Raw genomic sequence first — 24,125 nt, 5'->3', positions numbered from 1 at the left:
GCGAAAAGCAGGCCTTAAGCTCGACCACCATGACGGTGCGGCGCCTGCGCCCGTATGCGACCACGGTGTTCGCCGAGATGTCGGCGCTGGCCGCGCGTATCGGCGCGGTCAACCTCGGGCAGGGCTTTCCCGATGAGGACGGCCCCCCGGAAATGCTCAACGCCGCCCGGGACGCCATCGCCGACGGCCTCAATCAGTACCCGCCCGGCATCGGCGTAGCCCCACTCCGACAGGCGATCGCCGCACAGCGCCAGCGGCGGTTCGGCATCGAATACGACCCCGACACCGAGGTGCTCGTGACGATCGGGGCCACCGAGGCCATCGCCGCAGCGGTGCTCGGCCTGGTCGAACCCGGTTCGGAAGTAGTCCTGATCGAACCGTTCTACGACTCCTACTCGCCAGTGGTGGCAATGGCCGACGCGCATCGGGTGGCCGCGCCGCTGGTCCCCGACGGGCGCGGCTTCGCTCTGGACACCGACGCGCTGCGCAAGGCGGTCACCCCGCGCACCCGTGCGCTGATCGTCAACTCACCCCACAACCCGACCGGCATGGTGCTCAACTCGGCAGAGCTGGCCGCCATCGCCGAGATCGCAGTAGCCGCAGATCTTTTGGTGATCACCGACGAGGTTTATGAGCACCTGGTGTATGACGGCCATCACCACCTGCCCTTGGCGAACTTCGACGGCATGGCCGAACGCACCGTCACCATCTCCAGCGCGGCGAAGATGTTCAACTGCACGGGGTGGAAGATCGGATGGGCTTGCGGCCCAGCCGAACTCATCGCTGCTGTGCGGGCGGCCAAACAGTATCTGAGCTACGTCGGCGGAGCGCCGTTCCAGCCGGCGGTGGCGCTGGCGCTGGACACCCAGGACGCCTGGGTCGCCCACCTGCGCAAAACCCTGCAGGACCGCCGTGATCGGCTCGCACAGGGCTTGGGCGACATCGGCTTCGCCGTGCACGACAGCTACGGCACGTACTTTCTGTGCGCCGATCCCCGCCCGCTGGGCTACGACGACAGCACGACCTTCTGCGCGGAGCTACCGGAAAAAACCGGGGTGGCCGCGATCCCGATGTCGGCGTTCTGCGACCCCGCGGCCACGCATATCGACGTGTGGAATCACCTGGTGCGCTTCACCTTCTGCAAGAGGGACGACACCATCGACGAGGCGCTCAGGCGTCTGGCGGTGCTGCGCCGCTAGACCGTCGGCCCACGCCCATCACCCGACGACGCAGTCCCTCCGTCGCCGCGTTAAGGATCTTCTTGCGGGCGCGATTGACCAGGAATTCGGGCAGCGGCGCCGAGGGTTCGACAGTGAGCGTGAACCGCACCCGGGTCTTGTCGTCGCCTTCGCGGCTCAGGTTGTACTCACCGTGCTGGGCGTGTTGCTGGAGGGTCTTCCTCGCGTCCCACACTATCCAGTCCGGACCCCAGTGGTACTCGAGCAGTTCGGTGTCGACGATTCCCATCAGCCTGATGGTGACCTTCACATGATGCGGCCGCCCGTCGGGGTGGGTGTCGACGACTTCCGCCCGCTTGTGCACCGACGACCACGTCGGCACGGCGTCCATGTCGGCAAGCGCGTCGATGATGACGCCCGGGGACGCGTCGATCACGATTTCGCTCGATGCTTGGATGGCCACTGTTCTCAAAGTAGCAATCGCAGCTCGCTTCGTCCGACACACGTCGTCGACCCCACCGTCATGATCCGCAGCAACCGGCGTGACGCAGCCCGAGGCGTCGAGACTGACTCGAACGAAGGCCGGCGGTGGGGTCGCCGGTGACCAGCAGGTCGGCGAGCCGCTCGAAAATCGGCATGCCCGTCTTGATTTCCATGTAGGCGAACTGGCCCTGCGGATTGACTTCCAAGAAGTAATGCTGGCCGTCGGCGCCCAACCGGATGTCGATCACTCCGAATACCAGCCCGAGACTCCTCATCAGCGCGCTGAGCGGGTCGCTGACCGATTGCGGCAGTTGGTACGGCGAGAAAGCGACGGAGCTGTCGAGTCGAGAGTCGACGCGGCCCAGCCCAGACTGCGAGTCGATTCGGACGGTGCATTCGTGTCCGCCGATCCACGCGATCCGGAGATCGGCCTCCGCTTCGACGTAGTCCTGGAATATGGTCGGCGCCGACCTGATCGAGTTCAACCGAGCGATGTCCCGTTCCGTCACGATCCGCGTCGGAGAGAATTCCCTGGTGGTTCCGACGCGCTTACACACCACGGCGCGCGGCCGCGACTCGATGAACGCTCGAGCATGGTCGGGGTCGTTGGTGACGAGCGTCTCCGGCACCAGCAATCCATGCTGGTGCGCGGCTCTTAGCTGAACGATCTTCCGCGCGGCCATCCGCTCGGCTCTGGGATCGTTGACCCAGCGGACCGGAAGCGACATCAGCAGGCCTTGAATGAAGGTGTCGCACTCGGCCTGCCGGTAGGAATCGTCGGACGGGTTCGTGCTCGCAGGAACTCCGCACGGGCGCGGCCGGCGCCACCACACCGACTGAACCTCGTCCAGTTCAATACCCGCGACGTCACTTAAGACGGCCGTGCGGCCCATCCGAAAGCTGCCAGCATGCCCGGGGAAGTCATGCAGGTCCAGGCGGATGGCATTGACCCCGTGGTGCTTTCGCAGTACCACGGAGATGGCGGCCGCGTGCAGGTCGTCGGCTTCGGCGACGATCAGCGCGGAGCCGCTGGTATTCGCCGGGAGGTCCACTACTCCATGTCCACGCAGTCGCATGCGGTGCCGTCGTAACCATTATTGGTTTCGCAGTACGTATATGACTCCACATCGGCAACTGTGTACGCCAGGTCGAGGGACATGTCGGCGGCCCAGGACGCCGCCAGCGCGCTCAGCTCCCGGTTGCGGGTGGCGTCAAAGGGCTCGTCGGGAAGGGTGATCGGGCGGTCCGTCACCTCGATCTGGATGCTCTGAGTGAACTCTCCCAACGCTCCGGATCGAATGTCGACCGCAACAGGCCGCCCGCCATCGAGCTCAAAGTCACCCTCCCATGCGGATATTCGGGCGACGTCGCCGCGCCGAAACGTCCACGTCCCCCCGGTCACCTTCACTCGGACCTCGTCCTCCGACTCGCTGACGAGAAATCCCTTCAATGGAGGCGCCGTGGTCTCAGCGGAAGCGTCCGGCTGGTTTGACTGGTCAGACATGTTGTGTGCTCCTCGCTCGAAGGATCTGAAAGATGGCCTGAACCGATCATTGACCATGCGCGCGAGAATCGCGCGACTTTCTACGCGACCGGCCCGGGGCCCTTACAACAGCCGTAGCCGTCCATCACGTATTCGTGGCCGCCCTCTGACGCGGCCAACACCGTCTCGCAGTTAGGGCAGACGGCCACCGCCCGGGGGTTGACCCGGACCACCGACGCATTGGGCAACGCGATCGCCGTCTCTACCGTTTCCCGCCCGTGTTCGCGGAGTCCCTGCTGGATGAACTCGAAACCGCCGTAAAGATGATCGCAGCTTGGGCACGGTATCCGATTTGAGCGGCTCTGCTCGGACAGCGTTATGCCGAGTTCGCTCTTGATCTTGGCCAGCTCTTCGGACGTGAGCGGTTCCAGTCCTCGGTCGGCCGCACGCTCTGTGGTCCAATACCAGGCGAACACCTCGTCGGCGAACGCCTTCGGCATGTAGAAGGTGGCGGACTTACCGCTCATCACGGCCTCCTGGACCAGCGCCAGGGTCGTCTGCCTGTCGGCCGACACGTAGCAGCCGGACGCTTCCACCGCGGCATCGATGCGTCCTAGCGGTGTCTGATCCACAATGCCCTCACTTTCTGTCCCCGCTTGCGCCGTGGGCGAACCTGCCGACGGGCTCGACGGTACCAAGGAAGAAGAGTTTAAAGTCGCGCAGGTATTGGCCCAGCGCGGCATCGCCAGCCTGGCCTTCGACGGCCCCGGCCAAGGCGCAACGCTGCGGCTGAAGGGTTTGCCGGCGCGCTTCGATTCCGAAGTCGCCGTAGGCATTCTATGCGATTACCTTGCCACGCGCGGCGACGTCGATACGAACCGCATCGGCTTGCTCGCCTCCAGCCTCGGCGGTTAGCTGTTGGAAATTCACCAACAACCGCTTGTAACGAGCCCTTTGTCGTGCCTGCACAATTTGAAGGTGCTTCGGTGACCAGAACGTGCTCAGTTCCCTGCTCTGCCCCAACACCTCCCGAACCTTAAACACGTTGTCTACCAAGGCGACTAGCTCAGTCAACGCCTCCTCCAGCTTCGAAGAATTCCGGGCCAGCTCCGCTAACCGTTACGACCGATGTCGCGACTTCGCCGTGGCGCTCGTTGGTGAAAACCGCGGGCCTCTCACCACAAAGCGAACGAGCCGAGGCCTCGGCTACGGCCACCGTCCAAACTTTCCAAAATGTCGCCGCCCATGCTGGACCAAAGACCTGCACCAACTGCCTACGCAATTAGCGTCGGTTGAACTCGCGTCGAGAGCTCGACGGGCAGTGCCGCCAGACTTGTGCGCCTTCCGCGGACGTGCGAAAGATCAGTCTCACAAACTGCCGCCAGCCGGTGGCCGAGCCTGAACATTGTTGACAAGATGCACGTTTAGGCACCGACCCAGTCGGCCTGCGTTTCAACTCATGCCGACATACGCATGACGGATTTATTGAACCTCGTTCGTCGGGCCGCCGTTGGCGACCCAGTTGCGCAGCCCCTCGGTCGCGGCGTTCAGCACGATGTTGCTGGCACGCTTGACGAGGAAACCTGGAATCGGACCCGACGGCTCGACGGTGATGTCGAACCGCACCCGCGTTTTGTCAACGCCCTCGGGTTTGACGGTGTACTCGATGTGCTGTCCGTGCTGCTGAGCCGTCTTCTCGGCGTCCCACACCACCCAGTCGGGTCCCCAGTGGTATTCCAGGATCTCGGTATCGATGAGCCCCAGGATCTTGACGGTGGCCTTCACGTGGTGCGGCTGACCGTCGGGGTAGCAATCAAGGACCTCGACGCGTTTGTGAACCGGAGACAAGTGTGGCAAGGCGTCGACGTCTCGCAGCGCCTCCATGATCACTTCCGGCGGCGCATCGATCACAATTTCGCGCGATGCTTGTACAGCCACTCATCCCAAGCTACAACGCGGCGCCGCTGCTGAACTAGATTTCGCGCAGTTATTGCGTTACCAGCCGATTTCGGCGATCGGTGTGGTCGCTGTTGGCGGCTTGCCGACCGGCCCCGCCGGCGTTCTGGAGAACCGCGGCGCGGGCGCCGCCTGCTCGGCGCCGTGGGCGGTGATCACCGTCGATCGCGCGTTCAGATGGTCGTCGACGGCGGCTTCGCTCCACGTCAACACCGGGGTCACGCAGGCGTCGGTGCCGGCGAACACCTTTGTCCACTCCTCGCGGGTTCGGCTTGCGAACCGCTCCGCGAACAGCTCGTACATCCGCTGGTACGAGCCGACCTCGAGCTGGCCCGGCACCTCATCGGCAGACAGCCCGAGCCCGCTACGCAACGCCGCGAAGAACTGCGGCTCGATGGCACCCACGGCCATGTACTTGCCGTCAGAGGTCTGATAACAGCGGTAGAAGGGCGCACCGCCGTCGAGCAGGAACGATTCGCGTTCGTCGCGCAGCGCGCCGGTCGACTTCATGGTCCACATCATCTGGGCCAGCACGCTCACACCGTCGACCATCGCGGCGTCGATCACCTGCCCCTGCCCCGAGCGCTCCCGCTCGTAGAGCGCCGTCACGATGCCCAGCAGCACCAGCATCGACCCGCCGCCGAAGTCGGCAACCAGGTTCAACGGTGGCATCGGCGGCCGGTCGCGGTACCCGAGTGCCGAGAGCGCACCGGTCTGCGACAGGTAGTTGATGTCGTGCCCAGCGGTAGGGGCCAGCGGCCCGTCCTGTCCCCACCCGGTGATGCGCGCGAAGATCAGCCGCGGGTTCACCGCCGCACAGGCGTCGGGACCGACGCCCAGCCGCTCGCAGGTGCCGGGCCGGAAGCAGTCCAACAGCACGTCGGCCTTGGCGGCCAGCTCCAGCAGCACCCCCGGCTGCGTCTTCACGTCGAGGTCGACGATGCGCTTCCCGCGGTGCAGCAGGTCGCGGTCCTCCGAGGGCATCTGTAGGCCCCCGGGCCGGCGCACCCGGACAACGTCCGCACCGAGGTCGGCGAGCACCATCCCCGCATGGGGCCCCGGTCCGATGCCACCGAGTTCGATGACCCTCACCCCGGCCAGGGGACCCCCGCAGGCCACGCGCGGCTACTTGCCCTTCTTCACTTGCAGCACCCGCTTTCTCAGCTCCTGGGTGGCCGAGTCCATCGTCCCCTTAACCGCCCGCTTGAGCACGAAACCGGGCAGCGGAACGTTCGGGTCGACGGTGACGTCGAACTTGACCAGAGTGTTGTCGCCCTTGGGAACCAGGGTGTATTTGCCGTCCTGTGACTTCTGCTGAGCGGAACTGACCAGCGACCAGCTCACAACGTTGCCGTCCCAGGTGTAGGCCACCACCTGTTCGTCGGTGATGCCCGCCGTCTTGACCTTCATCTTCACTTGAGTTGGCCGGCCGTCGTCACCGGTCTCGAGCACTTCCGCGCTCTGGTGGGGTCCCGACCATTCGGGCATCGCTTCGAAGTCGGCGATGACGTCCAGAATCTCCTCGGGGCTGGCTTCGATGACGATCTCGCGGGATTCTTTGATTGCCATGGCCCGCACGATAGCGAACCAGCGTCCCGGCCGGAATAGTTTCCGCTGAGCGTACCGTCGTTTGCGTGACCGATCCCGTCTACACCGTCGGCGACTATCTGCTGGACCGCCTCGTCGAACTCGGCGTCTCGGAGATCTTCGGAGTTCCGGGTGACTACAACCTGGAATTCCTCGACCACATCGTCGCCCACCCGGCCATTCGGTGGGTGGGCACCGCCAACGAACTCAACGCGGGTTATGCCGCCGATGGGTACGGGCGGTTGCGTGGAATGTCCGCAGTGGTAACGACATTCGGCGTTGGTGAACTCTCGGTGGCCAACGCGATCGCGGGCAGCTACGCCGAGCACGTGCCGGTGGTGCACATCGTCGGCGGTCCCTCGAAGGACGCTCAGGCCACGCGCCAGGCGCTGCACCACTCCCTCGGCGACGGTGACTTTGAGCATTTCCTTCGGATCAGTCGCGAAATCACTTGTGCCCAAGCCAATCTCATGCCGGCAACGGCGTGCCGGGAGATCGACCGGCTGCTTTCGGAGGTCCGGGAGCACAAGCGGCCCGGATACATCCTGCTGACCACCGACGTGGCGCGCTTCCCCACCGAGCCGCCGGGGGCGCCGCTGCCCCGCTTTACCGGGGGCACCAGCCCCCGCGCGCTGTCGCTGTTCATTCAGGCGGCCACCGCGCTCATCAGCGACCACCAGTTGACGGTGCTCGCCGACCTGCTCGTGCACCGGCTGCAGGCGGTCAAGGAACTCGAGGCGTTGCTGGCGGCCGATGTGGTCCCGCACGCCACCCTGATGTGGGGAAAGAGCCTGCTCGACGAGAGCTCACCCAACTTCCTGGGTATCTACGCGGGCGCGGCCAGCGCCGAACCGGTGCGCGCGGCGATCGAAGAGGCACCGGTGTTGGTGACGGCTGGGGTGGTGTTCACGGACATGGTCAGCGGCTTCTTCAGCCAGCGGATCGACCCGGCCCGAAACATCGACGTCGGGCAATACCAGAGCAGCGTGGCCGGTGCGGTGTTCGCGCCGCTGGAGATGGGTGCCGCGCTGGAAGCACTGGCCACGATCCTCACGCAGCGTCAAATAAGTTCGCCGGCCGTGGTGGCCCCACCCGATAGCCCGCCGCCGCCACGACCGCACCGCGATCAGCTTCTCACCCAACAGATGCTGTGGGATCGCCTCTGCTCGGCGCTTACGCCGGGGAACGTGGTGCTGGCCGATCAGGGGACCTCGTTCTACGGCATGGCAGACCACCGACTGCCCCACGGGGTGACGTTCATCGGTCAACCCCTTTGGGGCTCAATCGGTTACACACTGCCCGCGGCGCTCGGGGCCGGAGTGGCACATCCTGACCGCAGGCCGGTCCTGCTGATCGGCGACGGGGCCGCGCAACTGACGGTCCAAGAGCTCGGCACCTTCTCCCGTGCAGGACTCAAGCCGGTGATCGTCGTGGTCAACAACGACGGCTACACCGTCGAACGCGCGATCCACGGAGTTACGGCCCCCTACAACGACATTGCGAGCTGGAGCTGGACCGACATGCCCAACGCGCTGGGTGTTGGCAACTACGTCGCTTTCCGGGCCCACACGTACGGGGAACTCGACGATGCCCTCACCGCGGCCGCCGAGCACAAGGACCGGATGGTGCTGGTGGAAGCGGTTCTGCAGCGAATGGACTTGCCCCCCTTACTGACCCAGCTGACGCAGCCGTCGCCGGGCGACAACAGGATGTTCCGGCTGGGCAGCCCGGGCTGAGTACCTCGAGTGTGCCGTTCAATCGGTGGCCGCGGAGTCGAGGATTGCCCGCACGGTTCCCCGGCACCGTCCGCAATCGGCGCCCGCCCCGCAGGCCAGGGCCACGTCCTTGGTGGTCGATGCGCCCGCCGCGACGGCGTCGGCCACCATCTGGCTGGTGGCTCCGGTGCACAGGCACACGAACATTCGGGTGGTCCGTGGCTCAAGGCTCGATGCGCATGATGTCGAAGATGCGCCCAACGAACAGCGGCGGGTAGGCACCCGCCCCCGGCCTGGTCATCCATTGCGCGGCGGCGTCGGGATGGTCGATCCAGTGCCGGGCCCCGTCCTCGTCGGGGAACTCCGACAGGATCAAGACTTCGTGCTCATCGTCGAAAGCCTGGAAAACCCAGGTCTTTCGGACACCGGCCGCGATAAACCTGTCCATCGCGAGCCGAACCTCCTCGCTCAGGGTCGACACGTCGTCGACCGAAGCGATCGCGGCCACCACGACTCCCGGGGCGCCCGGAGGGGACTGCGCCTCCGCGACGAAGCGGTCGATGATCTCGCCGGCGAAGACCGCCGGTATGTCCTCGACCCCGGCGGCGTCGAACCAGTCGAAGAACACCCGCGAGCGCAGCAGTTCCACGATCGGCTCACGGCTGTGCACCCCAATCATCACCAGCACCCGGCCGTAGTCGTGGGTAGATGTGTAGACCAGAACGTGGTGGGCGCCAATGTCGGCCAGGGCGGTCTTGTTGCGTTCGAGCAGCGGCCATACCCGGCTGGGATCCGGGACACGGTAATCCGACGCGATCACCATCGAATGTATGTCGTTCGTCACCGGCGGTCTCTATATCGGAGTAAACGACGAAATAAGCCACTTCCCATCGGCTTTCGTCAGCTTCACCTCGACGCTGCTGGACGTCAGGGCTGGCTCCGGCCGATCCGCGCTCTGCGTGGTTTGGTTGACGAACAACAGCACCACCGCGGAGTCCGGATGAAAGTCAGACAGCGCGGCACGAAGCACCACCGCGGTGGTCTTCACGGCCTTCTGTTTGGCGGCCGGCGCGACGATCTGTTGGGTGAACTGGTCGTAGTACGACAGGAAGTCGCCGGTCAAATGTGACTTCGCAGAAGTGAAGTCGCGGTCGAGGGTGTCCGGGGAATACGACAGGATCGCTACCGTGCCTTCAGATGCGGCCGCGATCGCCGACTTAGCGGCGGCGGAATCGGTCTTCTGATCCGGGAGGTAGGTGAAATACAGCTGCGAACCCAACAACGCGAGCGAGCCCACCACCAGCAGCCCCAGCACGGCCGCAAGCATTCGCCGGGTCGATAGCGCCTTCACGCGGGCCGGGAAGCCTTTGAGCCGGCCGGGGCGCGCGTCTTCGCCGCTGTCCTTGCCTTCGGTGGGTTCCGCGGCTTCTGTGACGTCCTCGTCCGCGGACCCTTCGGCCGCCTCGGTCTCTTCGGCCGCTGCGGTCTCGGCGGCTTCTGGTGTCTCGTCGACGATCGACGTTTCTTCTGCGCTCACGGCACGAACTCGACTTTCGACATCTTGAGCTGACCGCCGTCGCGGGTGATAGTCACGATCAGCCGGTAATTCCGCGGATCCTGTTTTGCCCCAGCGGCATTGGTAACTTCCGACGTCGAAGCGACGTACACCACCGCTGAATCGTTCGTCATCGAGTCCAGGTCAACCGCGGCGGCCTGGACACTGCCCTGCTCGACCACCTTCGACTCTTCCACCACCTTGTTGAAATCGCCGGCCATCTTCAGCAGATCGTCTCTGAACGAGCCGGTGGAGTCGTCGACGATACGCTGGATATCTTGCTTGGCGTTCTGGAAGTTGAGCGACGTCAAAGTCACGACGCCTTGCCGCGCCGCCGCAGCGAACTCCGCCACCTGCTGCCGCCGCTTTTCGGCGTTGCGATGGGCGACGACCATGAGACCGGTCAGCACCAGCGCGACGAGGACGATCAGGACGGCGGCCGCCGTGGCCACGGTGGACCAGTTGGGACGGCGTCGCCACCGGCCGGGCCGACGCGGCCTGCGCACCTTCGGGGCCAGCAGCTCCGACTCTTCCGCCTCGTCCTCGTCCGCAACCTCGTCGTCGGCCTCGGTCTCCTCGACGGCCGCGCTTTCGGCCGCGCTTTCCTTGGTGGCCTCGTCCGGGCTCGCCTCGATCTCGACGGTTTTCGTCTCGACGGTCAGCGGGCCGTCTTTCGGTCGGCTCTCCGACGGGGGTTGTTGAGCCTCGGCTTCGACCGTTACGTCCGAAGCGTCCGAAACGTCTGCCGCTACATCTGGTTCGGGGCCCGCGACTGCTTCGGCGACCGTGGGTTCCGCGGCAGCCGCGCGTTTCGTGGCGGCTTCGTCTTCCTCCGCCTCGGCACGTTCCGCCTTGCGGCGCAGTTGAAGGGCGCGAACGCGGGCACGCGCCGCGGCGGCCAGGGCTTCAGCTTCGGCGGCCTCGGCCTCGGCCTCCTCAGCCAAAGCACGGATCTCCGCGGCGGTGCCGAGTGTTTCGTCCTCGCTCACGGGAACCGACTCCGTGTCAGCAGTGCTCTGGCGGACACGGGGGCTCACGGCTCACCGGCCCACGAACGCGGCTGCTCGTGACTCACTCTGAAACTCCTCTGCCCGTTGCCCCGTGCTCACCGGCGTCCCCGACGTATCGAACGGTTGACGCCGACGTCGTGCGGTATCCATCCAGCTCACCGTTGCGCCACCCTACTCGGCATGACCGATAGCGCCAGCACCTACGCCGAGATTCTTTTGTCGCTATTGTCCGCGTCCGATGCCGGGCTAATTCCGGCGGCCCATCAGCCTGGCGGCCGAGGGCATGTCGCGGCACACGATCTCCTCCCAGATCGATAGCTGCGGAGAGCCACGTTATCACCTCTTGCTATGCAGCCGACTAGACCGTGGCCGTCACCCACCCAGAAAATCGGCAAGAGCAGTGAGAATAGCATTTCCCTAATCCGAGAACTTCAGCGCGTGATTCAGCGCAGCTGGTCTTTGACTACCTTGCCGGTGGCATTGAGGGGCAGCGCGTCGACAAACTGCACCACTCGCGGCACCTTGAACCCCGCCATCTGCTCGCGGCACCACGCGATCAATTCCTGCGCCTCCACCTGGCCCTTACGGACGACGAACGCCTTGCCGACCTGTCCGAGCCGATCGTCGGGAACGCCGATGACCGCCGCTTGGGCGACGGCCGGGTGGTTCAGCAGGAACCCTTCGATCTCGGCCGGGTACGCGTTGAAACCGCCCACGATGAACATGTCCTTCTTGCGGCCGACAACGCGCAGGCGGCCCGCGTCGTCGAAGTTTCCCAGGTCCCCCGTGTGCAGCCAGCCATCGGCGTCGATCGTCTCGGCGGTCGCCGCAGGATCGTCGAGATACCCCTGCATCACGTTGTATCCGCGCGCCAGGATCTCCCCGTCGTCGGCGATGCGCACGTCGACTCCGTCGCAGGGGAGGCCCGCGGTGGCGGCCACATCCTCGAAGGAATCCCCGGGCCGGGACAAGGTGATGTTGCCGGCCTCGGTCAGACCGTAACCGGTCATCAACGTCTGGAACGGCAGCTCACTGTGTATGCGACGGACCAATTCGACGGGAATGTCCGCGGCACCGGTCACCCCCGCCCGCAGCGTCGCCAGCCTGGACTTGTCGCGAACCGTCAGCAACGAGTGATACAGCGTCGGCGGCCCGGGAAGCATCGTGATGCGCTCACGCTCAACAAGATCCACCACCGTGTCGACGTCGAAGACGGCGACCGGCAGCATCGTCGCGCCGCGCAGGAAGGACGCGACAAGTCCCGCTTTCAAGCCGAACGTGTGAAAGTACGGATTGATCATCAAATAGCGATCACCCTCGCGCAGATCCGCGAGCGTCGCCCACTCCTCATACATTCGCAGCGTTTGGTGATGGTTCATCATCGCGCCCTTCGGGCAGCCGGTCGTGCCCGAGGTGAAGATGATGTCCGAAGTGTCCGTGCCACTCACCGCCCGCTCGAACGGAGAACCGCCGGTGAGGAAGTCGGACTTCAGGTCGATGACCGGTATCCCCGCTGGCGCGATGTAGTCCTGCCCCAGAAATCCCTTCTGCACCAGGACGGCCTTGACCCCGCTGCGCACGATGATGTCGCCGGCTTCCTCGGTCTTGAACCGGGTGTTCACCGGCACGAGCACGCCGCCCGCGGAGAGCAGCCCGAATGCCGCGATTATCCACTCCGCCGAGTTAGGCGCCCAGAGGCCGACCCGGTCGCCCTTGCCAACGCCAAGGTCAGCGAAAGCGCCTGCAGCGCAACGGATTCGCTGGACAACCTCGGTGAACGTCAAGCGTAGCGGACCGTCGACGACGGCTTCTGCGTCGCCGAAGCGGTCCGCTGCGCTCAAGACCATCTCGGGGATGGTCCGCCAGCGCGTCACACCGTGACGAGTCGACCGAGGTTGCCGCCCATGATCTTTGCCTGGTCGTCGACGGACAGGTGCGACAGCGCGTTGACGTAGAAGGTCGGCTCCGCCAGCCCTTCCGGGTGCGGCCAGTCCGAGCCGTACAGCACCTGATCCACGCCGACGAGGTTGACCAGGTCGTCGATGCCATCCTCGAAGAACGGGCTTACGTGGATGCGGTTCTTGACCATCTCGACGGGGTCGCCCGGGAAGACTTCCGGGGCCTTCCGGTAGACCTCGGCCAGGCCGTCCAGCAACGGAGTCATCCACTTCGAACCGGCCTCGACAATCGCGACCTTCAGCTTCGGGTGGCGGTAGAGCGCGCCGTGGATCACCCATGAACCCACCGCGTCCTGGATCGGCCGCCACTCGTTGAGGATGCCCATCGCATTGGTCTGGAACGGCAGCATCTCCTGTTCGGCGCCGTCCCACTCGGAAGTGTACCGGGAGTAGCCGCTGTCGGATGAGTGCATGCCGACCAGCACGTCGTGCTCGACGACCCGCTCCCAGAACGGGTCGAACTCGGGCACCGCGAACGACCGCGGGCCACGAAAGCCGGGGACCGGAGCCGGGCGGACCAGGATGCAGCGGGCCCCCCGCTTGACCGCCCATTCCAGCTCCTCGATCGCCTTGTCGACGATCGGCAGGGTGATGACCGGGGTGGTGAAGATCCGGTTCTGGTAGTTGAAGCCCCAGACCTCATCGAGCCATTGGTTCAGCGCATGAATCAGGACGTGGACGGCGACCGGGTCGTCGCGCAGCCGTTCCTCGAGCAGGCTGGCCAGCGTCGGGAACATCAGCGTGCGGTCCAGCCCCAGCTCGTTCATCTTCTCCAGGCGCGGCCCGGGCTCGAAGAACGCCGGGATCGCGCGCATCGGCTCGCCGAACAGCTCCCGCTTGGTCTTGCCGTCCGGGTTGCCGTACTTGAAGTACTCCTCCCAGGCACCCGGTCGGGCGACGACCTCGAAGGTCGGGTTGGGAATGTAATTGCTGATATGGCCGCGGATCGCGATCTTGGTCCGCCCGTTGACCTGCACGTACTGGACGAAGTCCTTGTACTCCTTGGGCAGGAACTTGGTCAGCGCCTCCGGCGGCTCGTAGAGATGATTGTCCGCGTCAAAGATTGGAAACGGAACGTCTTCCCGATGCGACAACTGCCCCATGGAATCCTCCTTCGCGATTTGTGAGAATACTATTCTCTCCAAAGACCGGTCGCAACAAGCCCCTAGGACGGGCCGGCGACATTACGAATCAACAAGTCCTCAGCATTTGGCGCTGATCTTGAAGGTGGCGGTCATCGGCTCGTTGGTCTTGTCGGCCTTGGAGCCGTTGGCGGTGCCGGTGATCGCGAACGTGTCGTTGGTCAAGGTCGCGCTGGCGTCTCCGTCGCCGCCCTGCGAATACATGCCGGTGAAGTTCCCCATATTTCGGATGCGCACCGATCGTGCCGTTATCGGTTCGGCATGCTCGTCGATGACGGCCGTGGCCCCGGAATACTGGCCACCGATATCAATCGTGCGGGTCCACTCCAGCTGAGAGCACCTGACCGAGGACATCTTGGCCTCGACCCCATTCACCGTCACCACAGCGGTGCTGGCGATCTGCGCCTGTGAGGGCGGCCCGCAGGCACTGAGAATGACCGCGAGCGCCACAGCGCCTGCCGCCGCGATTCGGTCCCGCATGTGGCCACCTCTATTCGTCGCGATTCCGCAGGACCGCACCAGGTCCGGGCCTGCTGCGATGATGCTATTCTCCGCGAAAGAGAATGCCAATATCGGCCGCTTACCGGCACACCTTCCGGGCCTCTCGAGGAGCAGGACTCAATGGTGGACTTGGAGTTCGACCCAGATCGGGATAGCGGGCTCGCGGTGCTCACCATCGATCGCCCCCACGCCCGCAATGCCATCGCGCTCGACACCATGGAACAGCTGGAGAAAGCACTCGACGCGGCGGCGAGCGCGCGGGCCCTGGTCATCAAGGGCGCAGGCGAGCGCGCCTTTGTGTCCGGCGGTGACCTCAAGGAGCTGAGCGCGCTGCGGACCGAGCAGGATGCCGCGGCGATGGCCGAACGGATGCGGTCAATCTGCGACCAGCTCGCGGCCTTCCCGGCCCCGGTGATCGCGGCGCTGAACGGCCACGCGTTCGGCGGCGGAGCCGAAGTGGCTGTGGCCGCCGACATCCGGATTGCTGCCGACGACGTCAAGATCGCGTTCAATCAGGTGAAGCTGGAGATAATGCCGGCGTGGGGGGGCGCCGAGCGACTGGCCGCTCTGGTCGGCAAGAGCAGGGCGCTGCTTTTGGCAGGCACCGGAACACCGCTTGGCGCCGCCGAGGCCGAGCGCATCGGTTTGGTGGACGTGGTCTTTCCGCGGTCCTCGTTTGAAGCCGGTTGGCGTTCGGTCGCGACGTCGCTGGCGCGTCGGCCGGCGACCGAGATAAAGCGGGTAATCAGGGGCGTTTCGCCCGACGAAGCGATAGCATCCTTTGCACGACTGTGGGTTGCCGACGCGCACTGGCAGGCCGCAGAGCGGGTGATGAACCGCAACGGACCGCGCCGAGAAATCGGAGGAGCGACATGAGCGTCACCAAGAAGAAGCACGCGGCGGCCGGCTCGGCGATGCTCTTGGCAACGGCGGGTATATTCGCGGCCACCGCGCACGCCGACCCGGTCTGGCATCAGGTCACCTACACCGTCTCGGCACAAAATCCGATCTACGCCGACATCTTCTACCAGGATCAGGATCCGACGAAGTTCTCCGACTACAGCCACAACAACTACACGTTCACGCCGCAGGTCCACGTCGACATCGCCCCGGGTACGCCATGGGTGCAGCAGGTTCCGCTGCTAGACCCCGATCAGTGGGCGATGGTCACCGTCACCAGCGCGCACGAGCCCGGGGTGCCCAATTTTCACTGTGAGCTGGCGGTGGACGGCAAAGTGGTCGTCGCCAAGGACGGCGCCAAGGGCGTGCTCTGCTCACTGCGCTCCTGGTGAACAACCCAGGTCGACGGCATGTAGTTGAGCGACGGCGGCTCGCCTTCGAGGCGGCGCAGGTAACTCTCGACCAGGTCCACGGTTTCGGCGTGCCCGCCGGACATGCCCAAAGCCTGCTCGAGCACCAGGAATCGGGACAGACTGGTGATCAACACCGTCAACACCACCGGCGGCACACCGTGGGTGTCCGTGCCGTAGCGCTGCAGCGCCGCGGTCAGCGCTTGGCGTTGCTCATCACGGAAACGTTCGGCGTAATAGGCGATTTCGGCACGCATTTCTTTGCGGTGGTTGGCCAGCGCCATGAATTCCATCGAGATGCGGGTGAACTCGGGATTGGTGCCAAACCTCCACAGCGCCCACAACGGCTGCGGGGACTCCAGCAACCGTGCCTGCACCTGGAGCCCTTCGTCGGCACGGCGCCGGAAGACCGCGAGAAAAAGCTCCTCCATGGTGCGGAAGTAGTAATGCACCAGCTGCGGCTTGAGTCCGGCCTTGCCGGCCAGGCGGCGCGACGTCACCGCGGCGTAGCCCTCTTCGAGCATCAACTGTTCGGCCGCGTCGAGCAGCAGGCCGCGATTCTTCGCGTCCGGCGCCCCGATCCTGCGCGCCGATGTCATGCCCTATCTCCGTACTCCCGACCGCCAAACCCGACCACGCTGATCCTAGCCAGCTTGTCTCGCCACCGGCGTTGCCGCCTTGACCACGACATTACCGTCATGCTAAGCAGATGCTCAGCACTTCCTCGATCCGGGCGGCGCACCGTCTCGCCGCCTGGTAGCCATGGGGGCACAGTTCGGTAGCCAGCTCCGGGAGGCACGCGCGACATGACCACCACCTACGAGTCGATCGACTTCTTCACCGACCCGTCTCTGGTGCCGGACCCGCACCCCTACTTCGATTACCTGCGCAGTCAAAGCCCGGTGCTGCGGCTGCCCCATTACGGGGTGGTCGCCGTGACCGGATACGAAGAAGCCACCGCCGTCTACAAGGACACCGACTCCTTCTCGAATTGCGTCGCGCTGGGTGGTCCCTTTCCACCGCTGCCGTTCCAACCCGACGGCGACGACATCAACCACCAGATCGACGAACACCGCGAAAAATTTCCGATGTTCGAGCACATGGTCACCATGGATCCGCCGGACCACAGTCGGGCGCGGTCCATCCTGAGCCGACTACTGACGCCGAGCCGGCTCAAGCAGAACGAGGAGTTCATGTGGCAACTCGCCGACCGACAGCTCGACGAGTTCCTGACCAACGGCGAGTGCGAGTTCATCAGCGAATACGCCAAGCCCTTTGCAACGCTGGTGATCGCCGACCTGCTGGGCGTCCCCGAACATGACCGCAACGACTTCCGGGTCGTCCTCGGCGCCGACCGCCCCGGCCGGGTCGGCGCGCTGGACCACGCGTCGGTGGGCGTCAACCCGTTGGAGTGGCTCGACGACAAGTTCAGCGCCTACATCGAGGGCAGGCGAAGCGACCCGCGCAACGACGTTCTGACCTCGCTGGCGACCGCGAGGTACCCGGACGGCTCGACGCCCGAGGTCATCGAGGTGGTCCGGTCGGCCACCTTCCTGTTTGCGGCCGGGCAGGAGACCACTGCCAAGCTGCTGACCGCCGCCATGCGGGTACTGGGCGACCGGCCCGACCTGCAGCAAAAGCTGCGTGACGACCGCAGCCTGATCCCGAATTTCATCGAAGAGTCGCTGCGGATGGACAGCCCGGTCAAGAGCGACTGCCGGTTGGCCCGTAGGTCGGCCACGTTGGGCGGTCTCGACATATCCGCGGGCACCGTGGTCATGGTTTTGCCCGGCGCGGCCAACCGCGACCCACGCCGATTCGAGGACCCGCACGAGTTCCGCATCGACCGCCCGAATGTCAGGGAGCACATGGCATTTGCCCGCGGTGTGCATTCCTGTCCCGGGGGTCCGCTGGCCCGGGTGGAGGGCCGAGTTTCCCTCGAACGCATCCTCGACCGGATGGCCGACATCAGCATCGACGAGATCAAGCACGGGCCGGCACAGGACCGCCGCTACGTCTACGAGCCGACGTACATCCTGCGTGGGCTCACCGAGCTGCACATCACCTTCAAGACAACGGAATAACGCGCTTTAGGCCAGGGCCATGCCGACGAAGTAGCTGCTTAGGAGGCTCACGCCCATCAGGACGACCCAGGCGTCCGTGAGCCGGCACAGCAGAATAGGAGCCTGCCGGACTTCCATGAACTCTCGAAAGATGATGCGCACCTTGATGAGCGCGATGACGATGACGCTTGACGTGACCACCGCACTGGCACTCGGCGCTCCCCCGTTCGAGTGATCAATCCATAAATAGGCCAGCGTGACCGACGCCAGGACCAACCAAACGACCAGTAGCCTCTTGTTGAAGTCGACCTTCATCGATCACCTCACCACATAGAGCAGCGCGAAAATGAGCACCCAGAGGAAGTCGACGGTGTGCCAGTAGGTGGCGCAGGTTTCGACAAGTTCCTGGGACCCCCGGGACCTTGGTGCCGGTCTCCGGAGTTGGTAGAAGATGACGCCCAAGGCGATGAACCCGATCAGCAGGTGGATGAAGTGAATCCCGGTCAGGAAGTAGTAGTAGGTGAAGAAGTCGTTGCTGGCGAAGCCATTTCCGATGCGGATCTGCCGGAACCATTCGAAGACCTTGGACACCATGAACACCAGACCGAAAAGCGTGGTGAGGACGGCGTCGGTGTGCGCCTGGCGGTAGGCGCCGGCGCGGGCCGACTGGACACAGCGCGCCACCGACCACGAACTCAGCAGCAGGACGAGGGTGTTGAAGACGCCGATGCGCAGGTCCAGCTGCGCCTGAGCGCGCAAGAAGAGTTCGGGACTCTGGGTTCGGTAAAACAGATAGAAGCCGAAATAGCCTGTGAAAACCAGTGTTTCGAACAGGACGAAGGCCCACATGTCGGGTTGTCCGGGCACGAACTTGCCCGGCTTAGTAACCTGAGCCACCGAGTGGTCGGTCATCGCGCCGCCTTCGGCGCGAGGTTGGGCAACGGCCCGGTGCCGAAGTCCTCGCGCTGGATCAGCTGTCTGAGTAGGAAGATGAAAACCCCCGTGTAGATGGCGAACACGACCATGTTGAGCCACCACGCGATCTGGCCGTTCCAGGCCAGCACGCCGCGCCGGAAGATCCACGCGGGTGACACGACTATCTCGGTGAGTGCGTTGCACAGGTTGAGGTAGCCGAACCACTTTGGGAACACCCGATTCTTGTCGATGAGAATTGCGAGCATCCACACCAGTGAGCCGATTAGGAACACCCCCATGGTCCCGATGAACGACAGGAAGGCGAAGTCGTAGGTCCAAGTGATCAGCTCAGGGTCGCGATCGGGTCGCAGCGCTCCGACGGTGAGCGCGATGCACATCAACAACATGCCCGGGATGGCGCTGAGCGAATAAAGAATCAGATAGGTATAGCCGAACGCAGGGCTTACCGACATGCGCCGCATCGAATAGGCGATGAGTGCGTTGCTCATGGTCGTCATGCCGGTGATGACGAACATGATGGCGAACCCGATAAGGATCCCGGAATGGTTGTCCTGGAACCATTGCACGACCTTGCGGCTGTCCCATGCGGGACTCGGTGGGGGTTGAGTGCGCGTCAGCACGAAGAACACCACGCCGAAGAAGATGTAGAAGACGACGAGTGTGCCCCAGGCCAGCCACAACTCGCGCTTGGGGTTTTGCCGCGCGTACCAGGCAAGCGGAGACGCGGTCCGTGTCGCCAGGGTATTCATCCGGCGACCTGTTGTTCCTCGGGCAGCGCCCGCTGGTCGCGCTCTCGGTAAATGGCCTGGCCCAGAACGACTCCCATCACAACTATCCATACGGCGATGGCAATGTTCTTGAGCCAGAACGACAGCGTCCCGTTCCATGCCAGCGGACCGGACAACGCGAGGCCGGTGAATGCCGCCGGCACCAGCGCCGCCGCGACGAGAACGTTGAAGTGGGCCACCCACCGTTTCAGTACCAGGCCTGTCGGGTTGTCGAAATAGATTGCCGCGGCGAGGATCACGCATTGCGCGATCAAGAATGGAACCTGACTCGTGAACGTGATCCAGGCAAAATCGTTGTACAGCTGCGTCAACTCCGGGTTGCGCTCCGGCCGGAAGGCGGCCAACAGCCAGCAGATGTTGGCGATAAGAAACAGCGTCGGGCCGCCCGCCACACAGCCGAGCATGCAGTAGGAGAAGATCGGCGTGCGATGAGCCATCCGGCGGATCTGCATCACCAGCAGGACGAGAATCGGCACCAGGCACACGCCGAACCAGTTGAACAGGATCATGCTGTAGCGAATCCGCGGAAGGTTGTGCGGATCGCGATAGAACGCGGCGACCTGGTCTGCTGACAACGTCGGCGACAACGGCGGCGTGAACCCGGGAAACAGGAGGAAAGCTGAGACCCAGATGATGGCCGCCGCGGGCAATGTCCAAAACAGAAGGGACTCACCGTCGGTCCGTCGAAGCCCAGCTCGTGGTGGTGGGGCGTCGCTTTCACCGATGTCTGACATCGTGGCTCCTTCGCTACGACGGCGTGGATACGTGCGCGGCTAGTCAGCGAAACTAGCCGATCGGCTAGCCTAGGGTCAAGGCGTTCGTCTACCCTCTTTCTGTGGCATCTCCGCAGCAGTCGGCCGCCAAGGGTGGCCTCAACGTCGTCGCGCACAGCGCCGCTCGGACGCGAGTCCTTGATGCCGCACTGGATCTGTTCGCGCAACACGGCGTCAGCGGGACCTCGTTGCAGATGATCGCCGATGCCGTCGGGATCACGAAAGCCGCCGTCTACCACCAGTTCCGGACCAAAGATCAGATCGTCATCGCCGTCACGGAGCGCGAACTCGGCCGGTTGGCGCCCGCACTCGAGGAGGCCGAAGAACACGGCGACGGATCCCAGGCCCGTGATGCGCTGTTGGTCAGCACGATCGAGATGGCGGTCCGCGACCGCCGGTTGGTGCGGACATTGCAGTTCGATCCGGTCGTCGTGCGGTTACTCGCGGAGCACGAACCCTTCCAGCGGTTCATGGACCGCCTATACCGCGTGCTGCTGGACGACACCGACGAGGACACCCGGATCGCGGGAGCGATGTTCTCGGGCGCGGTCAGCAGCGCCGTCATGCATCCTTTGGTCGCCGATATCGATGACGACACTCTGCAGAAGCGGTTGACCGACCTGAGCAGGCGCCTGTTGGGTCTGCCAAGGGCACGCAATTAGATCGGCCACCGCGTGCCGTGACGATATATTTGAAACCCAGAGATGATGCGCTCCAATGCGAAATACTGTTTGCGGTGAACTCATTTATCTGACCGCTCGTTGCAAAACTCCTCGGCAAAGTCACTTCCGCTTAGGTACGGTTCTCCCATGAACATAGTGACGCGTTTCGCTGCCGCGGCGATTGTGGCCACGGCCGGCTTCGGGCTCGCGAGCGCGACCACGGCGACCAGGGCTCACGCCGACGATCCTCCGTGGCCGTTCGTGGGATACCACTGGTGCCCGGGCCAGCCGTTCGATGCGGCATGGGGACCGCAGTGGGAACCGGCCACTTGCCACGACGCGCACCACCGCGACAGGGACGGCACCATTCATAACGGAGATTACTTCGGACCCAGCCCCTTCCAAACGTGGCCCGAAATTCCGAACAATCGGCCGTGAGTCGGGTTAAGTGTCGCCGCGCTCCCAGATTTGAGTGCCGTCATGCGCATTGCAGACCAGGAATAGACCATCCGGCGCTTGTGCGACGTAGTACTCCTGATAGTCAACGCAGGACGAATTCTCGTCCTTGACACCGGCCATCGGGGGCGATCGGAACCAGCGGGGCTCGTATCGCCTGGGCGAGCCGCAGAACATCAGCCGCCCTGGCTGCGTCGCGAAGGACACGTAATAGTCGGCGGTCCCGAACACGTAGTAGGTGGTGTTATCGCACGGCGCACCGAGCACACGATGCGGGATGATGCCCGGCGTGCAATCCGGGTAATCGCAATTCACCGGTCCGGCGCCGGCCTGGGGCGCCACCAACACGCTGAAGCCGAATAATGCGGCGACCGCTGTCACGATAAATCGCACGTGATTACTTTGCCACAATGTGGTATGGCAGGGGAACAAAATTCTCGGTGGTGGAGAAGATATGCTTCCGATATCGTCCCGCCGGCACCCGTGTATCCAATCTGGCTGGGACAACCAGTGATAACGTGGCTCTCCTGCCGGTGCGGACGAGGAGGTGATTCATGCCGCCGCGCGAGCTTTCAGCCGGGGCGCTCGACCCCGATGCCCTCTCCGCGCCTACGTCCTCTTCAGTGACCGAGGCAGACGAACTCGCACGCGCGCAAGCCCGCGCCGAAGCCGCCCGTGCCCGCGCCACCCGGCTGCGCCGGCAAGCGGATGCGGCATCGAGTGAGCGCCGCACCCTGGCCGCCGCGGCGGAAGCCGACGTCGAGCCTGATGCCGGCGTCCCGCTGGACGGCGAACAATCCGACGCGGCGCCGTCGCGCCGACGCCGGCTGCCCCGGTTATCCCGCTTACCGCGGGTGACGTGGAAAGTCGCCGCCGCCGTCACCGCCGCGGTCGCCGTCATCTGCGCCGCACTGGCCGCGACCGGTTATGTGGCGTGGCAGCACCGCGGGATCGAAAAGGAAAGGCAGCGTAGCGCCGAGTACGCCGCGGCGGCCCGCAACGGCGTGCTGACAATGATGTCGCTCGATCCGAGCACGGCCAGAGACGACATGCAGCGGTTTGCCGACGACACCACCGGCCTATTCAAAGTCGGCATCTTGATGGGCGCCGAGGATGCCATCAAGGCACTCGAGAAGTCCAAAGTCACGGCTAAGGGCACCGTCAAAGACGTCGCGGTCGAGTCCATGACGACGGATTCGGCGGTTGTGCTGGTCGCGGCGAGGGCCGAGTACACCAAGCCCGGCCAGGCCAAGCCGGATACGCAGTCGGTGCGGCTCGTGGTGACCGTCCAAAACGAACAAGGTCAGCTCAAGATCTCGAGAATCGAATTCGTCCCGTGAGCCTGGACGACGAAACGACCACGGAGGAAGTTCAGGAGGCAATGCCCAGCCACCGGACCAATGTCATCGGGCGCGGGTTGCGTCGTTGCGTGGCACGGTGGCGGCCCATTCTGTTGAGCGTGCTGGTTGTCGTCTCGACGACCTTTGGTGGCTGGTATTTCCACTCCGTGTACCAGAAGGATTTGCAGACCGACGACGTCGTGGCACACCAGGTGATCAAGGCGGCAAGCGACGGCGCCGTTGCGTTGCTGTCCTACTCACCCGACACCTTGGGCCAGGATTTCGAGAACGCCAAATCCCGGCTCACCGAAAACTACCTGGCGTACTACCAGCGCTTCGCCGACCAGATCGTCGGGCCGTCGGCGCAGCGCGCGCGAGTCACATCGAGTGCCACCGTGGTCAAGGCCGGCGTGTCGGAACTGCACCCGAATTCGGCTGTCGTGCTCGTATTCGTCAAACAGAAGACATCCAGCAAGGAAAAGCCGGAACCCGTGGTGACATCGAGCAGCCTGCGCGTAACGCTGACAAAGGTCAACAATTCCTGGCTTATCGAGAAATTCGACGCGGCAATACCGGACCGGCAAGGCCATTAAGTTAAACCCGAACGTGATAGGCAGATACGGTGTTAGTCTTTAGATTCCACCTGAAATGCCGGTAATTAGCGCGTCAAGGAGTGTGTGATGCGTTCGATGATGGTCGCGGTAAGCGCATCACTGGTCCTCGCCAGCGTGAGCGCGGCCCCGTCAGCATGGGCCTACGACCCGGCCGTCAACGGCACATACACCGCCACGGTGGTCGGCGACTGGGCCAGAACTAACAGCGTCTTTCACCAAGAGTCCGTCGTGCGAAGCACCTGGAGGATCAGCACTGCGTGCTCGACGGCTCAGGACTGCACCGGCCAGGTGGTCAGTGACCAGGGCTGGACCGCACCTGTGACCATGCACGACGGGCTCAACTGGTACGTCAAACGCGACATCCCGAACTGGGAGACCTGCCCCGACGGCAGTTCGTTCGTCGGCCACGAGGTCTTCTATTTCTATCCAGCGGACCCAGACAACGGTACAAACACCCCCGGATCGCCAGTGTTCGCCGGCAGGGAGCACACCACGGGGCCGTCCGGCGCCTGCGGTACCAATGCTCCGCTGTACATCGAGCAGCCGTTCAGGCTGGACAAGATAGGTTGACCCGGCGCGCCTGACCTAAACGCTGTGCCTGGCAAAGACGCCCGG

The 24,125-nt window shown here is 64.3% G+C and carries 31 protein-coding genes; 11 read left to right on the top strand and 20 right to left on the bottom strand.

Features of this window, described 5'->3' with window-relative positions; translation table 11 throughout:
- Nucleotides 1–29: 29 nt before the first annotated feature.
- Entirely contained in the window at nucleotides 30–1,199 is a 1,170-nt protein-coding gene (locus JO236_RS06275) for a pyridoxal phosphate-dependent aminotransferase (protein ID WP_293326239.1), read from the top strand.
- On the opposite strand, the gene JO236_RS06270 is transcribed toward JO236_RS06275, so the two are convergent.
- From JO236_RS06270 to JO236_RS06255, 4 genes are all read right to left on the bottom strand, one after another.
- Nucleotides 1,171–1,641, bottom strand: coding sequence for an SRPBCC family protein (locus tag JO236_RS06270; RefSeq protein WP_293326227.1), 471 nt, complete (start codon nucleotides 1,639–1,641; stop codon nucleotides 1,171–1,173). The genes JO236_RS06275 and JO236_RS06270 overlap by 29 nt on opposite strands.
- Nucleotides 1,642–1,699: 58 nt before the next feature.
- On the bottom strand, nucleotides 1,700–2,713 hold the full coding sequence (locus JO236_RS06265; protein WP_293326225.1) for a hypothetical protein: 1,014 nt from the start codon (nucleotides 2,711–2,713) through the stop codon (nucleotides 1,700–1,702).
- Entirely contained in the window at nucleotides 2,713–3,165 is a 453-nt protein-coding gene (locus JO236_RS06260; RefSeq protein WP_293326222.1) for a hypothetical protein, read from the bottom strand. Before JO236_RS06260 ends, JO236_RS06265 begins: the two co-directional genes overlap by 1 nt.
- Before the next feature lie 80 nt (nucleotides 3,166–3,245).
- The gene (locus JO236_RS06255; RefSeq protein ID WP_293326219.1) at nucleotides 3,246–3,776 is read right to left on the bottom strand and encodes a hypothetical protein; all 531 of its coding nucleotides are present in this window, start codon (nucleotides 3,774–3,776) and stop codon (nucleotides 3,246–3,248) included.
- 31 nt (nucleotides 3,777–3,807) lie between these two features.
- On the opposite strand from JO236_RS06255, the gene JO236_RS06250 reads away from it, so the two are divergent.
- Nucleotides 3,808–4,059: a hypothetical protein gene (locus tag JO236_RS06250; protein WP_293326216.1), complete on the top strand. Its 252-nt coding sequence runs from the start codon at nucleotides 3,808–3,810 to the stop codon at nucleotides 4,057–4,059.
- A gap of 567 nt (nucleotides 4,060–4,626) precedes the next feature.
- Here JO236_RS06250 and JO236_RS06245 read toward each other — a convergent pair.
- Genes JO236_RS06245 through JO236_RS06235 form a run of 3 tightly spaced genes read right to left on the bottom strand, consistent with a single transcriptional unit; the run spans nucleotide 4,627 to nucleotide 6,669 of the window.
- The gene (locus JO236_RS06245; protein ID WP_293326214.1) at nucleotides 4,627–5,082 is read right to left on the bottom strand and encodes an SRPBCC family protein; all 456 of its coding nucleotides are present in this window, start codon (nucleotides 5,080–5,082) and stop codon (nucleotides 4,627–4,629) included.
- 57 nt (nucleotides 5,083–5,139) lie between these two features.
- Nucleotides 5,140–6,219: a CaiB/BaiF CoA transferase family protein gene (locus JO236_RS06240; RefSeq protein ID WP_293326211.1), complete on the bottom strand. Its 1,080-nt coding sequence runs from the start codon at nucleotides 6,217–6,219 to the stop codon at nucleotides 5,140–5,142.
- 6 nt (nucleotides 6,220–6,225) lie between these two features.
- Nucleotides 6,226–6,669: an SRPBCC family protein gene (locus tag JO236_RS06235; protein WP_293326208.1), complete on the bottom strand. Its 444-nt coding sequence runs from the start codon at nucleotides 6,667–6,669 to the stop codon at nucleotides 6,226–6,228.
- 65 nt (nucleotides 6,670–6,734) lie between these two features.
- Between JO236_RS06235 and JO236_RS06230 the strand changes: the two genes are divergently transcribed.
- Nucleotides 6,735–8,423 (top strand): alpha-keto acid decarboxylase family protein, encoded by a 1,689-nt coding sequence (locus JO236_RS06230; protein ID WP_416362167.1) that lies wholly within the window; start codon nucleotides 6,735–6,737, stop codon nucleotides 8,421–8,423.
- An 18-nt stretch (nucleotides 8,424–8,441) separates the two neighbouring features.
- On the opposite strand, the gene JO236_RS06225 is transcribed toward JO236_RS06230, so the two are convergent.
- From JO236_RS06225 to JO236_RS06195, 7 genes are all read right to left on the bottom strand, one after another.
- Nucleotides 8,442–8,609, bottom strand: coding sequence for a (2Fe-2S)-binding protein (locus JO236_RS06225; protein WP_293326205.1), 168 nt, complete (start codon nucleotides 8,607–8,609; stop codon nucleotides 8,442–8,444).
- Between the two features lie 16 nt (nucleotides 8,610–8,625).
- The gene (locus JO236_RS06220) at nucleotides 8,626–9,225 is read right to left on the bottom strand and encodes a fatty-acid--CoA ligase (RefSeq protein WP_293326233.1); all 600 of its coding nucleotides are present in this window, start codon (nucleotides 9,223–9,225) and stop codon (nucleotides 8,626–8,628) included.
- Between the two features lie 30 nt (nucleotides 9,226–9,255).
- Nucleotides 9,256–9,939, bottom strand: a complete 684-nt coding sequence (locus tag JO236_RS06215; RefSeq protein WP_293326202.1) for a twin-arginine translocation pathway signal — start codon at nucleotides 9,937–9,939, stop codon at nucleotides 9,256–9,258.
- Nucleotides 9,936–10,946 (bottom strand): hypothetical protein, encoded by a 1,011-nt coding sequence (locus JO236_RS06210; protein WP_293326200.1) that lies wholly within the window; start codon nucleotides 10,944–10,946, stop codon nucleotides 9,936–9,938. Before JO236_RS06210 ends, JO236_RS06215 begins: the two co-directional genes overlap by 4 nt.
- A gap of 464 nt (nucleotides 10,947–11,410) precedes the next feature.
- Nucleotides 11,411–12,841, bottom strand: a complete 1,431-nt coding sequence (locus JO236_RS06205) for a FadD3 family acyl-CoA ligase (protein WP_293326197.1) — start codon at nucleotides 12,839–12,841, stop codon at nucleotides 11,411–11,413.
- Entirely contained in the window at nucleotides 12,838–14,028 is a 1,191-nt protein-coding gene (locus JO236_RS06200; RefSeq protein ID WP_293326194.1) for an amidohydrolase family protein, read from the bottom strand. The genes JO236_RS06205 and JO236_RS06200 overlap by 4 nt, the downstream gene beginning before the upstream one ends.
- Before the next feature lie 99 nt (nucleotides 14,029–14,127).
- Nucleotides 14,128–14,547, bottom strand: coding sequence for a lipoprotein LpqH (locus JO236_RS06195; protein WP_293326191.1), 420 nt, complete (start codon nucleotides 14,545–14,547; stop codon nucleotides 14,128–14,130).
- Nucleotides 14,548–14,688: 141 nt separating this feature from the next.
- Here JO236_RS06195 and JO236_RS06190 point away from each other — a divergent pair, with 141 nt between their 5' ends.
- Both JO236_RS06190 and JO236_RS06185 read left to right on the top strand, forming a co-directional pair.
- Nucleotides 14,689–15,444: an enoyl-CoA hydratase/isomerase family protein gene (locus JO236_RS06190; protein ID WP_293326189.1), complete on the top strand. Its 756-nt coding sequence runs from the start codon at nucleotides 14,689–14,691 to the stop codon at nucleotides 15,442–15,444.
- Between the two features lie 38 nt (nucleotides 15,445–15,482).
- The gene (locus JO236_RS06185; protein ID WP_293326230.1) at nucleotides 15,483–15,860 is read left to right on the top strand and encodes a hypothetical protein; all 378 of its coding nucleotides are present in this window, start codon (nucleotides 15,483–15,485) and stop codon (nucleotides 15,858–15,860) included.
- On the opposite strand, the gene JO236_RS06180 is transcribed toward JO236_RS06185, so the two are convergent.
- Nucleotides 15,776–16,477, bottom strand: a complete 702-nt coding sequence (locus JO236_RS06180) for a TetR/AcrR family transcriptional regulator (RefSeq protein WP_293326186.1) — start codon at nucleotides 16,475–16,477, stop codon at nucleotides 15,776–15,778. The genes JO236_RS06185 and JO236_RS06180 overlap by 85 nt on opposite strands.
- 207 nt (nucleotides 16,478–16,684) lie before the next feature.
- Between JO236_RS06180 and JO236_RS06175 the strand changes: the two genes are divergently transcribed.
- On the top strand, nucleotides 16,685–17,962 hold the full coding sequence (locus JO236_RS06175; RefSeq protein WP_293326183.1) for a cytochrome P450: 1,278 nt from the start codon (nucleotides 16,685–16,687) through the stop codon (nucleotides 17,960–17,962).
- Between the two features lie 6 nt (nucleotides 17,963–17,968).
- Here JO236_RS06175 and JO236_RS06170 read toward each other — a convergent pair whose 3' ends face one another.
- Genes JO236_RS06170 through JO236_RS06155 form a run of 4 tightly spaced genes read right to left on the bottom strand, consistent with a single transcriptional unit; the run spans nucleotide 17,969 to nucleotide 20,399 of the window.
- Nucleotides 17,969–18,256, bottom strand: coding sequence for a cytochrome C oxidase subunit IV family protein (locus tag JO236_RS06170; RefSeq protein WP_293326181.1), 288 nt, complete (start codon nucleotides 18,254–18,256; stop codon nucleotides 17,969–17,971).
- A gap of 3 nt (nucleotides 18,257–18,259) precedes the next feature.
- Nucleotides 18,260–18,853, bottom strand: a complete 594-nt coding sequence (locus tag JO236_RS06165) for a cytochrome c oxidase subunit 3 family protein (RefSeq protein WP_293326178.1) — start codon at nucleotides 18,851–18,853, stop codon at nucleotides 18,260–18,262.
- Nucleotides 18,850–19,626 (bottom strand): hypothetical protein, encoded by a 777-nt coding sequence (locus tag JO236_RS06160; RefSeq protein WP_293326176.1) that lies wholly within the window; start codon nucleotides 19,624–19,626, stop codon nucleotides 18,850–18,852. The genes JO236_RS06165 and JO236_RS06160 overlap by 4 nt, the downstream gene beginning before the upstream one ends.
- Nucleotides 19,623–20,399 carry a hypothetical protein gene (locus tag JO236_RS06155; protein ID WP_293326174.1) on the bottom strand — a complete coding sequence of 259 codons (777 nt, stop codon included), beginning with the start codon at nucleotides 20,397–20,399 and terminating at the stop codon, nucleotides 19,623–19,625. Before JO236_RS06155 ends, JO236_RS06160 begins: the two co-directional genes overlap by 4 nt.
- Before the next feature lie 101 nt (nucleotides 20,400–20,500).
- Here JO236_RS06155 and JO236_RS06150 point away from each other — a divergent pair, with 101 nt between their 5' ends.
- Nucleotides 20,501–21,100 carry a TetR/AcrR family transcriptional regulator gene (locus tag JO236_RS06150; RefSeq protein ID WP_293326171.1) on the top strand — a complete coding sequence of 200 codons (600 nt, stop codon included), beginning with the start codon at nucleotides 20,501–20,503 and terminating at the stop codon, nucleotides 21,098–21,100.
- A gap of 147 nt (nucleotides 21,101–21,247) precedes the next feature.
- Nucleotides 21,248–21,538 carry a hypothetical protein gene (locus tag JO236_RS06145; protein ID WP_293326168.1) on the top strand — a complete coding sequence of 97 codons (291 nt, stop codon included), beginning with the start codon at nucleotides 21,248–21,250 and terminating at the stop codon, nucleotides 21,536–21,538.
- Between the two features lie 6 nt (nucleotides 21,539–21,544).
- Here JO236_RS06145 and JO236_RS06140 read toward each other — a convergent pair whose 3' ends face one another.
- Nucleotides 21,545–21,949, bottom strand: coding sequence for a hypothetical protein (locus JO236_RS06140; protein WP_293326165.1), 405 nt, complete (start codon nucleotides 21,947–21,949; stop codon nucleotides 21,545–21,547).
- Nucleotides 21,950–22,179: 230 nt separating this feature from the next.
- Here JO236_RS06140 and JO236_RS06135 point away from each other — a divergent pair, with 230 nt between their 5' ends.
- The 3 genes from JO236_RS06135 to JO236_RS06125 all read left to right on the top strand — a co-directional run bounded on the left by JO236_RS06135 (nucleotide 22,180) and on the right by JO236_RS06125 (nucleotide 24,080).
- Complete coding sequence (locus JO236_RS06135) at nucleotides 22,180–22,896, top strand: hypothetical protein (protein ID WP_293326162.1); 717 nt, start codon at nucleotides 22,180–22,182, stop codon at nucleotides 22,894–22,896.
- Nucleotides 22,893–23,489, top strand: a complete 597-nt coding sequence (locus JO236_RS06130; RefSeq protein WP_293326160.1) for a twin-arginine translocation pathway signal — start codon at nucleotides 22,893–22,895, stop codon at nucleotides 23,487–23,489. The genes JO236_RS06135 and JO236_RS06130 overlap by 4 nt, the downstream gene beginning before the upstream one ends.
- Nucleotides 23,490–23,576: 87 nt before the next feature.
- Nucleotides 23,577–24,080, top strand: a complete 504-nt coding sequence (locus tag JO236_RS06125) for a hypothetical protein (protein ID WP_293326157.1) — start codon at nucleotides 23,577–23,579, stop codon at nucleotides 24,078–24,080.
- The last annotated feature ends 45 nt before the right edge of the window (nucleotides 24,081–24,125 follow it).

The sequence above is a fragment of the Mycobacterium sp. genome (genome assembly GCF_019247635.1).
In the GTDB taxonomy this organism is placed as follows: Bacteria; Actinomycetota; Actinomycetes; order Mycobacteriales; family Mycobacteriaceae; genus Mycobacterium.
This window is presented reverse-complemented; position numbering and strand designations above follow the sequence as displayed.